Source organism: Actinoplanes sp. NPDC004185, from assembly GCF_053603475.1.
The window spans coordinates 246,719-258,931 of sequence record NZ_JBSGFR010000003.1 but is presented as its reverse complement, the minus strand read 5'-3'; the positions used below and the strand labels follow the sequence as shown (position 1 = coordinate 258,931).

At 71.8% G+C, this 12,213-nt stretch carries 8 protein-coding genes; 5 read left to right on the top strand and 3 right to left on the bottom strand.

The features are described from left to right. Nucleotides 1-95: 95 nt before the first annotated feature. The 3 genes from secD to ACWEOZ_RS05185 are packed head-to-tail and all read right to left on the bottom strand — an operon-like array spanning nt 96 to nt 3,841. Nucleotides 96-2,315 (bottom strand): protein translocase subunit SecD, encoded by a 2,220-nt coding sequence (gene secD / locus ACWEOZ_RS05195; protein ID WP_451909494.1) that lies wholly within the window; start codon nt 2,313-2,315, stop codon nt 96-98. A 50-nt stretch (nt 2,316-2,365) separates the two neighbouring features. Continuing rightward, nucleotides 2,366-2,767 (bottom strand): hypothetical protein, encoded by a 402-nt coding sequence (locus ACWEOZ_RS05190; protein ID WP_451909493.1) that lies wholly within the window; start codon nt 2,765-2,767, stop codon nt 2,366-2,368. Between the two features lie 36 nt (nt 2,768-2,803). After that, nucleotides 2,804-3,841, bottom strand: coding sequence for a LacI family DNA-binding transcriptional regulator (locus ACWEOZ_RS05185; protein WP_451909492.1), 1,038 nt, complete (start codon nt 3,839-3,841; stop codon nt 2,804-2,806). A 149-nt stretch (nt 3,842-3,990) separates the two neighbouring features. Here ACWEOZ_RS05185 and ACWEOZ_RS05180 point away from each other — a divergent pair, with 149 nt between their 5' ends. From ACWEOZ_RS05180 to ACWEOZ_RS05160, 5 genes are all read left to right on the top strand, one after another. Further along, nucleotides 3,991-4,878, top strand: coding sequence for a carbohydrate ABC transporter permease (locus ACWEOZ_RS05180; RefSeq protein ID WP_451909491.1), 888 nt, complete (start codon nt 3,991-3,993; stop codon nt 4,876-4,878). Beyond that, nucleotides 4,878-5,804, top strand: coding sequence for a carbohydrate ABC transporter permease (locus ACWEOZ_RS05175; RefSeq protein WP_451909490.1), 927 nt, complete (start codon nt 4,878-4,880; stop codon nt 5,802-5,804). The genes ACWEOZ_RS05180 and ACWEOZ_RS05175 overlap by 1 nt, the downstream gene beginning before the upstream one ends. A gap of 22 nt (nt 5,805-5,826) precedes the next feature. Beyond that, nucleotides 5,827-7,164 carry an ABC transporter substrate-binding protein gene (locus tag ACWEOZ_RS05170; protein WP_451909489.1) on the top strand — a complete coding sequence of 446 codons (1,338 nt, stop codon included), beginning with the start codon at nt 5,827-5,829 and terminating at the stop codon, nt 7,162-7,164. 20 nt (nt 7,165-7,184) lie between these two features. Continuing rightward, nucleotides 7,185-9,176 carry a beta-galactosidase gene (locus tag ACWEOZ_RS05165; RefSeq protein WP_451909488.1) on the top strand — a complete coding sequence of 664 codons (1,992 nt, stop codon included), beginning with the start codon at nt 7,185-7,187 and terminating at the stop codon, nt 9,174-9,176. A 238-nt stretch (nt 9,177-9,414) separates the two neighbouring features. Beyond that, entirely contained in the window at nt 9,415-12,063 is a 2,649-nt protein-coding gene (locus ACWEOZ_RS05160; protein ID WP_451909487.1) for a glycosyl hydrolase, read from the top strand. Nucleotides 12,064-12,213 lie beyond the last annotated feature (150 nt).

The following is a 12,213-nucleotide window of genomic DNA, read 5'->3' as shown; positions in this document are numbered from 1 at the left end:
CCCGGTGCCGGTCAGCGGGGGCGTGGGTCAGGGCCGGCCTGGCGCAGGAGGCAGCGGGGTGAGCGCACCGCGGCGCACACCCCGCTGCCCGCGGCTCAGCGGGACCGGAAGGTGATCGCCAGCGGCGTGGCCAGGAACACCGACGAGTACGTGCCCACCAGAATCCCCACCAGCAACGCCACCGCGAAGTCCACCAGTGACGCCCCGCCCAGGGTGGCCAGGGCGGTCAGGATGAACACCGCTCCCAGGCCGGTGTTGACCGTACGCGGGACCGTCTGCAGGCAGGCCGTGTTGGCCAGCCGCGCGAACGGCACCCGCAGCCTGGGGCTGATCCTGCGCTGGCCGTGGACCAGTTCCCGGATCCGGTCGAAGACCACGACCGAGTCGTTGACCGAGTAGCCGACCACGGTCAGCACCGCGGCCAGGAACACCCCGTCGACGGGTTTGCCGAGCCAGGCGAAGACCCCGACCAGGATGACCACGTCGTGGACCATCGCCAGCACCGCCGCCGCGCTCCAGCGCCACTGGAACCGCACCGACAGGTACGCCAGCTGCGCGCCGAGAGCGATCGCCACCGCGAGCAGCGCCTTGTCTCTCAGCTCGGCGCCGAGGTTGGGCCCGACCTTGTCGTCCCGCAGCTGCTGGACGTCCCCGCCGCCGGCCGTGCCGAGCGAGGCGCGTACGCGTTGCTCGGTGGCGTCGTCGAAGGCACCCGCCCGCACCGAGACGTTGCCCGGGCCGACCTGGGTGACCACGGCCCGGTCGACCCCCGCGGCCTGCACGGCCACCCGGGCCGCGTCGGTCGACAGCGGCCGGCTGGTGGCGTACTCGACCATGCGGCCGCCGGTGAACTCGACGCCGAGGTTCAGCCCGCGGGTGGCGACGCCGCCGATCGAGAGCAGCACCGCCGCCGCCGACACGGCCAGCCACAGTCGCCGGCGGCGCATCAGGTCCGGGCCGCGGGACTCGATCGCCCGGCGGACCCGGCCGGCGTGGGCGATGCCGCTCCACCGTGGGCGCACGACCAGCCACCGCCGGTGCACCAGGTCCTCGGCCGGGAGCCGGGTGAGCACCAGCGCGGTGAACATGGACGCCAGCACCCCGATGCCCAGGGTGACGCCGAAGCCGCGTACCGGGCCGGAGGCGAGCAGGAACAGCAGGGCGGCCGCCACCAGGGTGGTCACGTTGGAGTCGATGATCGCCGACCAGGCCCGGGCGAAGCCGCCGCGGATGGCGCTGCGCAGGGTGGGCCGGCCGGCGTACTCCTCCCGGGCCCGCTCGAAGACGAGCACGTTGGCGTCGACCGCCATCCCGATGGCGAGGACGAACCCGGCCAGGCCAGGCAGGGTCAGGGTGGCGCCGACCGCCAGCAGCGCGGCGTAGGAGATCAACCCGTACGCCACCAGCGCCACCGCCGCCAGCGCACCGACCACGCGGTACACCGCCACGATGAACGCGATGGTCAGGAGCGCCCCGATGAGCGCCGCCTGCGCCGACGCCTCGATCGCCTGCCGGCCCAGGGTGGGCCCGACCACCTGCTGCTGCACGATGTCCACGGGTACGGGCAGCGCGCCCGCCCTGATCAGCAGGGCGAGGTCGCGGGCCTCGGCCGCGGTGAACGAGCCGGTGATCCGCATGGCCGCGCCGGCGAAGCCGACCTCGCAGATCGCCTCCGGGCTCACCTCGGGCGAGCTGATCACCTCGTCGTCGAGCAGGATGGCGACCCGCCGACCCGGGTCACCCACGGGGGAGCAGGCGGCCTCGGCGGTCAGCCGCCGCCAGTCCCGGGCGCCGTCCCCGGCGAAGTCGACGGCCACCTCCCAGCCGCCCGGCGGCTGGACACCGGCCTGCGCGCCGTCGATCTGCCGGCCGGACAGCGCCGCCGGCCCCAGCCGCAGCGGGTTGCCGCGCTCGTCGGGCCGGACCAGCTCGCCGGTCCCGGTAGCCGCGGTGGGCGAGCCGGCCGGTCCCAGGACCGGCCGGAAGGTCAGTTGCGCGGTACGGCCGATGACCTCGGCCGCCTCCCGCGGGTCGGTGACGCCGGGCAGTTCGACGATGATCCGCCGGTCGCCGGAGCGGACCAGGCCCGGTTCGGCCACGCCGAGTTCGTCGACCCGCCGGCGCAGCACCTCCATGGCCTGGTCGGTGGTGGCGGCGTCGGCCTTGTTCTGGTCGCCGTCACGGGTCTGGAGCACGATCTGGGTTCCGCCGCGCAGGTCCAGCCCGAGCCGCGCCGGCCGGGTGGCGACGAGCCACCCGGATACGACGAGCACGACAAGGGCGAGAAATGCGCGCGCGGCAGTAGCGCGCGTCACGATGGGGTTGTCTCCTCAGGCAGGGTGGCGCGCCATGCCGCGCGCCGGGGTCAGGACGGGGCGTCTACCGCACGCCGTCCCGGTGGACCCCGGCCCTGATATGTCTCCCGGCGCGCCTGCGCCCGGTGCCCGTCGACGTCCTGCCGCTGGTGCCACCACGCCGCGATCCCGGCGCCGGCCCGGGCCGGCAGCCAGCCGAGGATCTGCAGCAGCGGGGCGGCAGTGCCCACCCCGCCGGCGGCGTCGACCCGGACGTCCGGGCGTTGACCGAGTGTCTGCTGCGCGGACGCGCTGATGGCCTGGACGGCCGGCGGCACGCGCCCGGGGCCGCTCGCAGCCGCTGTCCCGGTGAACGCGCCGACGGCCGTCGTGGCGAACAGCAGCGCCAGCAGGACCGGCAGGCTCGCCCACCGGCGCCACCACACCGGGGGCGGTGCGCCCTGTGCCGACATGGCTGCACCGTACCGTGGCCGCGCGCGGCCGGGGGGTCATCCGCGGCGGGAACTCGGAGGTGCCGTGCTGTCCCGCACCACCATGCGGGTCGGCACCAGCACCGTGCCCGGCCCTTCCGGCTCGTTGCGGATCTGCCGCAGCAGGCCCTGCACGCAGCGCCGGCCCACCTCGGCGAAGTCCTGGTGCACCGTGGTCAGGGGCGGGATGAACGAGGACGAGTCCGGGATGTCGTCGAAGCCGACGATGCTCACGTCGCGCGGGACCGTCCGGCCCTGTTCGTGGAACGCCCGCAGCAGGCCCAGCGCCATCTGGTCGTTGGCGGCGAACACCGCGGTGCACTCCGCTTCGGCCGCCAGCACCAGCCCGGCGCGGTAGCCCGAGTCGGCCGTCCAGTCGCCGCGCTGCACCGGGGGCACCGTGCGGCCGGCCTCCAGCAAGGTGCGGCGCCAGGCCTGGGTGCGGCGCTCGCTCGCGAACGACTCCGCCGGCCCGGTCACGTGCCAGACCGTCTCGTGGCCGAGCTCCAGCAGGTGCTGCACGGCCTGCCGGGCGCCGTCGGCCTGGTCGGTGTCGACCACGGGGTAGCGGTCGCCGGCGTCGGAGTCCACCACCACGACCTGGACGCCCGGCGGCAGGTTGAGGTTGGCCGCGTCGAGCAGGTGCACCTCCATGATCACGATGATGCCGTCCACCGCCAGCTCGCCGAGCCGGCTGAACGCGCCCAGCACGCCGTCCTGAGTGGGCGCCGCCACCGGGATGAGCGTGATCGCGTACCCCTCCTTGGCGGCGTAGCCGGCGATGGCCTCGACCGTGCGGCTGTTGCCGGTGGTCGCCAGGGTGAACAGGATGACGCCGATGGTGCGGAACTCGCCCCGCTTCAGCGCCCGGGCGGCGCTGTTGGGCCGGTAGCCGAGCTGGCGCATGGCCGCCAGCACCTGCTGACGGGTGGACTCGACCACGCTGGGGTGCCCGGTGGACACCCGCGAGACCGTCTGGGACGAGACACCGGCGAGCCGGGCGACGTCCGCCATCGAGACCCCTCGGGCCGGGCGGCGGGTTCGGCCAGCGGTCATCGTTGGCAACTCCTTCTTGACGAGCCGGAAACGCAGTGAAACTATCACCCCGATGTTTACGTAAACATACGCCTTCCGGGTCGGCGATGTTAACGCAAACATCGATGGATGCCGCGGCCACGGCCGAGCGGCGGGAAGGATGACAACGCATGGCCGACACCCTCGTCGTGAGCAGAAAACGCCGTTCCTGGGCGGGCTGGAAGTTCGTCGGTCCCTTCATGGCCGTCTTCGCCCTGGTCTTCCTGGCCCCGATCGGATACTCGATCTACCTGAGCCTGTACCGCAACCGGCTCATCGGCGGCAACTCGTTCGTGGGGCTCGACAACTACACCCAGGCGCTGCAGGACTCGCAGTTCTGGGCCGGCTTCGGCCGGGTCGCGCTCTTCCTGGTCGTCCAGGTGCCGATCATGCTGATCCTGGCCCTGCTGGTGGCCCTCGCCATCGACAGTGGACGGCTCTACGGCAAGGCGTTCTTCCGGGTCACCATCTTCCTGCCGTACGCGGTGCCCGCCGTGGTCGCCACGCTCATGTGGGGCTTCATGTACGGCCCCCAGTTCGGCCTGGTCGGCAACATCAACGACGCGCTGAACGTCACGCTGCCCGACCCGCTGGGCGGCAGCCTCGCGCTGGCCTCCATCGGCAACATCGTGACCTGGGAGTTCGTCGGCTACAACATGCTGATCTTCTACTCGGCGCTGCGCGTGGTGCCGGCCTCGCTGTACGAGTCGGCCGAGATCGACGGGGCCGGGCAGTTCCGGATCATCACGGCGATCAAGCTGCCGGCCATCCGCGGCGCCCTGGTGATCGCCACCATCTTCTCGGTGATCGGCAGCTTCCAGCTCTTCAACGAGCCGGCCATCCTGCGGCCGCTGGCCAAGAACGTGCTCACCACCGGCTACACCCCCAACATGTACGCCTACCAGCTGTCCTTCTCCGGCCAGCAGTACAACTACGCGGCCACCGTGGCGATCATCATGGGTCTCATCACGATGGTCATCGCCTATGTCGTGCAGCTCCGCGGCACGAGGGAGATCTGATGACCACCACAGTGCAGTCGTCGTCCTCCTCCGGGCGTACCGCTGACGTCCCGCGCACCAAGTTCCAGCCGTACCGCCGGGCCCCGCGCCGCAGCACGGTCCTGACGCTGCTCACCGGCCTGGTGGCCATCTACAGCCTGATCCCGCTGGTCTGGCTGGTGATCAACGCGACCAAGACGCAGCAGGGCCTGCTCTCCTCCTTCGGGCTGTGGTTCGACGACGGCGAGTTCGCCCTCTGGTCGAACCTGCGCCAGACCTTCACCTACGACGACGGCGTCTTCGTCCGCTGGCTGGGCAACACCGTCATGTACGTGGTGGTCGGCGCCGGCGGCGCCACGCTGCTGTCCACCCTGGCCGGGTACGGCCTGGCCAAGTTCACCTTCGTGGGCCGGCGCGCGGTCTTCGCCATCGTGATCGGGGCGGTCGCCGTGCCCGGCACCGCGCTGGCCGTCCCGACGTTTCTCATGTTCAGCAAGATGGGCCTCACCAACACCCCGTGGTCGGTGATCATCCCGTCGCTGGTCTCGCCGTTCGGGCTCTACCTGATGTGGACCTTCTCCGCCCAGGCCGTGCCCGACGAGATGCTGGAGGCCGCCCGGGTGGACGGCGCGGGGGAGTTCCGCACGTTCTTCCGGATCTCCGTGCCGTTGCTGGGCCCCGGCATCGTCACGGCGCTGCTCTTCAACATGGTCGTCACCTGGAACAACTACTTCCTGCCGCTGATCATGCTGAAGGACCCGGACTGGTACCCGCTCACCATCGGCCTGAACGCCTGGAACGAGCAGGCCCAGACGGCCGGCAGCGAGGCCGTGTTCAACCTGGTCATCACCGGATCGCTGCTCACGATCCTGCCGCTGCTCGCGGCGTTCCTCCTGCTGCAGCGCTACTGGCAGTCCGGCCTGGCGGCCGGCAGCGTCAAAGAATGAATTTCCCCCGAAAGGACACCAGATGACCCGATTCCTCAAGGTGGTCGCCGCGGCGACCGCCGCGACGCTGGCGCTCGCCGCCTGCGGCGGCAACGACGACAGCTCCGGCACCGGTACGTCCGGCGGCAGCGCCTCCGCGGCCGACGTCGACGCCGCGCTGGCCAAGGGCGGCTCGCTGACCGTGTGGGCGTGGGACAACACGCTCAAGAACGTGGTCTCCACCTTCCAGACCAAGTACCCCAACGTGAAGGTCGAGCTGGTCAACGCCGGCACCGGCGACAAGCAGTACACGGCGCTGCAGAACGCGATCGCGGCCGGTAGCGGCGTGCCCGACGTGGCGCAGATCGAGTACTACGCGCTGCCCCAGTTCGCCCTGGCCAAGTCCATCGCCGACGTCGGCGGGTACGGCGCGTCCGGCCTGAAGAGCACCTTCACCCCGGGCCCGTGGAACTCGGTGACGCTGGGCAGCGACAAGGTCTACGCCCTGCCGATCGACTCGGGCCCGATGGCGCTGTTCTACAACAAGGAGGTCTTCGACAAGCACGGCATCACCGTGCCCGCCACCTGGGCGGAGTACGTCGAGGCCGCCCGCAAGCTGCACAAGGCCGACCCGAAGGTCTACATCACCGGGGACAGCGGCGACGCCGGCTTCACCACCAGCATGATCTGGCAGGCCGGCGGCAAGCCGTTCCAGACCTCGGGCACCGACGTCACCATCAACCTCGCGGACCCGGGCGCGGCGAAGTTCGCCCAGACCTGGCAGCCGATGATCACCGAGAAGCTGGTCGCGTCGATCCCGCCGTGGTCCGACGAGTGGTTCAAGGCGCTCGGCGACGGCACCATCGCCAGCCTGCCCACCGGCGCCTGGATGCCGGGCAACCTGGTCACCGGCGCGGCGGCCGCGTCCGGCAAGTGGCGCGTCGCCCCGATGCCGCAGTGGGAGGCCGGCGGCAAGGCCAGCGCGGAGAACGGCGGCAGCTCGCTCGCCGTGCCGGAGAAGTCGGCCGACAAGGCGCTGGCGTACGCGTTCCTGAAGTACGCGGCGGTCGACGCGGGCAAGGACTCCCGGATCAAGGAGGGCGCGTTCCCGGCCACCTCGGCCGACATCGCCAAGCCGGAGTTCCTCAACGCCGAGTTCACGTACTTCGGCGGCCAGAAGGCCAACGAGATCTTCGCCCAGTCCGCGCAGAACGTGGTGCCCGGCTGGTCGTACCTGCCCTTCCAGGTGTACGCGAACAGCATCTTCAACGACACCGTGGGCAAGGCCTACGTGTCCGCGACGCCGCTGGCCGACGGCCTGAAGGCGTGGCAGGACCAGACCGCGAAGTACGGCAACGAGCAGGGCTTCACCGTCAAGTGACGTCCCCCCGAGGAGATCGCGTGCAAACCCCCTACCGCTGGCTGCGCCTGCACGACCGGGCACCCGCCCTGGCCTACGGCGCCGACTACAACCCGGAGCAGTGGCCGCGCTCCACGTGGGACGCCGACGTCCGGGCCATGCAGGCCGCGGGAGTCACCATCGTCTCGCTCGCGATCTTCTCGTGGGCACGGCTGGAGCCCGCCGAGGGTGAGTACGACTTCGGCTGGCTCGACGAGGTCATGGACCTGCTGCACGCGGGTGGCATCGCGGTCGACCTGGCCACGGCGACGGCGTCCCCGCCGCCGTGGCTGACCGCGAAGCACCCGGAGATCCTGCCGGTCGACGCCCACGGCGCGACCGTCTGGCCGGGCGGGCGCCAGCACTGGCGGCCGACCTCGCCGATCTTCCGGGAGCACGCGCTGCGGCTGGTCCGCACCATGGCCGCTCGCTACGGCGACCACCCGGCGCTGGCCGCCTGGCACATCTCCAACGAGCTGGGCTGCCACAACGTCTACGACTACTCCGACGACGCGGCGGCGGCGTTCCGCACCTGGCTGATCGAGCGCTACGGCGACCTGGACGCGCTGAACGCCGCCTGGGGCACCGCGTTCTGGTCGCAGCACTACAGCGACTGGGCGCAGATCCTGCCGCCGCGCCAGGCGGCGACCCATCCGAACCCGACCCAGCAGCTCGACTTCAAGCGGTTCTCCTCCGACGCGCTCAAGGACTACCTGCGCGCCGAACGGGACGTGCTGCGCGAGCTGACCCCGCAGATCCCGGCCACCACCAACTTCATGGTGATGGGCGAGCAGAAGCCGATGGACTACGCCGACTGGGCCGCCGAGGTCGACTTCGTCGCCAACGACCACTACGTGCAGCGCGGCCCCCGCTCCTCCGACGAGCTGTCGTTCTCGGCCAACCTGACCGGGCACATCGCCGGCGGCCGGCCCTGGTTCCTGATGGAACACTCGACCAGCGCGGTCAACTGGCAGCCGATCAACGTGCCGAAGAAGCCGGGCGAGCTGGCCCGCGACTCGCTGACGCACGTGGCCCACGGCGCGGACGCGGTCTGCTTCTTCCAGTGGCGCCAGTCCCGGGCCGGCGCGGAGAAGTACCACTCGGCGATGCTGCCGCACGCCGGGACCGACAGCGAGATCTACCGGTCGGTGGTCCGGCTGGGCGAGACGCTGCGGCAGCTGGCCCCGGTCGCGGGTACGGCGCTGACCCCGGCCCGCGCGGCGATCCTGTTCGACTGGACCTCCTGGTGGGCCTGCGAGCAGGACTCGCACCCGACGGACCGGCTGCGCTACCGCCAGGAGGCCCTGGACTGGTATTCGGCGTTCCTCGACCTGGGCGTACGGGCGGACGTGGTGCCGGTGGACACGGACCTGTCCGGCTACGACCTCGTGGTGGCGCCCGTGCTGCACGTCGTCCCGGCCACCCTGGGGGAGCGGCTGCAGGCGTACGTGTCGGCCGGCGGTCACCTGGTCACCACGTACTTCTCCGGCATCGTCGACGAGCACGACCACGTGTGGCTCGGCGGCTACCCGGGACCGCTGCGCGACCTGCTGGGCATCCGGATCGAGGAGTTCGCCCCGCTGGGGGACGACGAGCGGGCCGAGCTGGACAACGGCCTGACCGGCACGGTGTGGACCGAGGGCATCACGGTCACCGGGGCGGACGTGGAGGTGCTGGCGTCGTACAAGGGCGGCGCCCCGGCGATCACCCGGCGCGCGGTGGGGGCGGGCTCGGCGGCGTACGTGTCGACCCGCCTGGGCCCGGACGGCCTGGCGCCGGTGCTGCGTGACCTGCTCGGCCGGGCCGGTGTGCCGAGCGAGCTGCCGGCGGAGCTGCGCGGCCGGGTGGAGCTGGCGGTCCGCGGCGACTTCCACTTCCTGATCAACCGGACGGCCGAACCGGTCGAGCTGGCCGGCCTGCCCGGCGAGCTCCTGTACGGCACCCCGGGCCTGCTGGAGCCGCGGGGGGTGACGGTTCTGCGCGGCCCGGCCTGACGCCCCGGCCACGGGCACCACGAGTGTCCGTGGCCGGCACCGGCCCTCGCGGCAGGCGTCCATTCAGGCTTAGCGGGGCAAGGCGCTCCCAATCGGCGGCTCGGGTGCCGCCGGGGGCGCATCCCCGCACCTCCCGCAGCATCGATGACCGTAAGGACGGTTGTGGTCACCGTACGCACTCATGAGGCTCGATCTCGCGCCACGAGCGTCCTTCGTGGCCGGTCTCATGGGAGGGGCAGTGACAGCTCAACACGCACATTCCCGAGGATTTCGGTTCCTCATCGCCGGCGCGCTGTCGCCGGTGCTGGTTCTCGTCCCGGCGGTGACCGCCACGGCCGCCCCCGGCGACGACAGCCGGCCGGTGCCGTACCGCCACCAGGTGGAGCTGGCCGGCTGGCGGGTCCAGCACGCGGCCCAGCTCAGAACCCTCGACGCCGGCGAGGACGACGAGGGCGGCGAGGCCGAGGAGATCGCTGAGCGGGCCGAGCAGTGGGCCGAGGCGCGCAGCGCGCCGGGCATCGTCGCGCCGGGCGCGTACTCCGCCGCCTGGGCGCAGCAGCAGTCGCTGCCGCGGACCGCCGGCCGGTGGCACGAGATCACCGACCTGCCCTACAACTCCGACGATCCGCGTTACCGCGACATCGACAGCAACTCCTCCGGCGGCGCCGGCAAGGTGACCGGCCGGGTCACCGGGCTGGCCGCGGACAACGCCGGATACGTGTACGCGGGCGCGGCCGACGGCGGGGTCTGGCGTTCCCGTACCGGCGGCGGCCGCTGGCAGCCCATCTCGGAGCGGCTGCCGTCACCGTCGACCGGCGATCTGCGCCTGGACCGCACGGGCCGGCTCTGGTACGCGACCGGGGAGGCGAACACCAGTGCCACCTCGTTCGTCGGCACCGGCGTGTACGTGCTCCGCGACCCGCGCCACCGCACGTTCCGGCCCTCGGACCGGGTCGGCGGCACCGAACTCGAGAGCACGACCATCCGTAAGCTCCGGTTCTTCGGCAACACCGTGTGGGCGGCGACCAACCGTGGCGCCTACACGCACTCGCTCACGGATCTGTCCGGACCCTGGCGCGCCGAGTTCGTACCCAATCCGGCCTTCCTGCCGGGTGGTGCGCAGGCCGCGGATCCGAACGCGCCGTACAAGAACATCATCAACGACTTCGCCGTGGACCCCCGCGATTCCCGCCGGGTGATCATCGCCGCCGGCTGGCGCAGCGGCGACGACTACAACGGCTTCTACACGCGCGGCGGCGGCACCTGGCAGCGCACCGTCCTGGCCGGCCTGCCCTCCGGGGCCGGCGACGTCGGGACGGTCACCTTCACGCCGTCCGCCGACGGGTCGCGCTACTACGCGATCGAGCAGTCGCCCACGCTGCTGGCGACCAACCCGGACAGCGCCCTGCAGGGCTTCTACGTGTCGCTCTCGGGCTCGCCGTTCGGTCCGTGGACCCTGGGCGCGGACTACCACGAGCTCGCCGAGTCCGGCTCCGCGCTGACCGAGCCGGGTTACATGCCCGGCGTGCAGTCCTGGTACAACCAGTTCCTGCAGGTCGACCCGGCCGACCCGAAGCACGTGTACGCGGGCCTGGAGGAGGTCTTCGAGTCCACCGACGGCGGCCTGAGCTGGAGCACCCCGGGGCCGTACTGGAACTTCGACTTCCCGTGCTGGAGCATCGACCCGGCCGAGCAGACCGGTGACTGCCACCAGACCACCCATCCCGACCAGCAGTCGGTCGCGATCGGGTCGTACCACGGCAGGCGTTTCGTGGTCGTGGGCAACGACGGCGGTGCCTACCGCCGGCCGGTCCGGGGCGCGGCGGACGCCTCCGGGCACGCCACCGACTGGGTCTCGCTCAACGACGGCACGATCGACGTGCTGCAGTACTACTCGGTCGGCGTCGGCCGGGACCGGCGTGGCGTCGCGGTCTCCGGCGGCCTGCAGGACAACGGCCAGTCCATCCTGCGCCCGGGTGACCGGGTGATGGGTTCCAACTTCGGCGGCGACGGCGGCGACACCATCGTCGACCCGGCCAACGGCTGCAACATCGCCGAGGAGTACGTCTACCTGGACGTCTGGGTGACCAACAACTGTGCGGTCAACAACGGCGCGTGGACCCGGGACCCGGCCCTGGCCACCAGTTACGAGGTCGCCCCGCCGGACGCCGAGACCGGCGCCGCCCGGTTCATCGCGCCGCTGACCATGGATCCGCGCGACAGCCGGACCTGGATCGCCGGCGGCCAGCACGTCTGGCTGCAGACCAACGGCTTCGCGATCCGTTCCGGGGAGGAATGGCGCAACCTGTTCGACCTGGGCGAAGGCCACGTGGCCACCGCGGTCGCCACCTCCGGCGGCTATGTCTACGCCGGCTGGTGCGGGCCCTGCAACAACCAGGGCTTCACCCGCGGGATCGCGGTCGGCCGCACCGACGGGACGGGATGGCACCAGCTGACCCTGCCGGTCGACGGCACCGTGCCGAACCGGTACGTCTCGGGCTTCGACGTGGATCGGGCCGATCCCCGGCACGTCGTCGTGGCGATCAACGGCTTCTCCCGGAAGTGGACCGAGGGCCCCGGCGCCGGCGTCGGCCATGTCTTCGAGTCCCGTGACGCCGGGGAGCACTGGACCGACATCTCCGCCGATCTGCCGGACGTCCCGGCGAACACGGTGCGGATGGTCCGCGGCGGCGGTCTGGCCGTGGGCACCGACACCGGGATCTTCTACCGGTCCCGGCCGGCCGGCCGCTGGTCGGTGCTCGGCCGCAACCTGCCCACCACGACCACGCTGCAGCTCAAGCTCGGCCCGGACGGCCGCACGCTCTACGCGGCCACCCACGGCCGGGGCATCTGGTCGTACGACCTCACCCAGCTGACCCGCCACTGATCCCCGCGGAAAAAAACTTGGCGCCCGCCGGCAACCTTTTGCCGGCGGGCGCCCACTACGGGGCAAGTGACCTGCGAGGAGGCCGTTCCATCAGGACCTCACCCGGCCTCCTCGCGGGTTTCTTGACGTCGTCCCCCATACCTCGGAGTA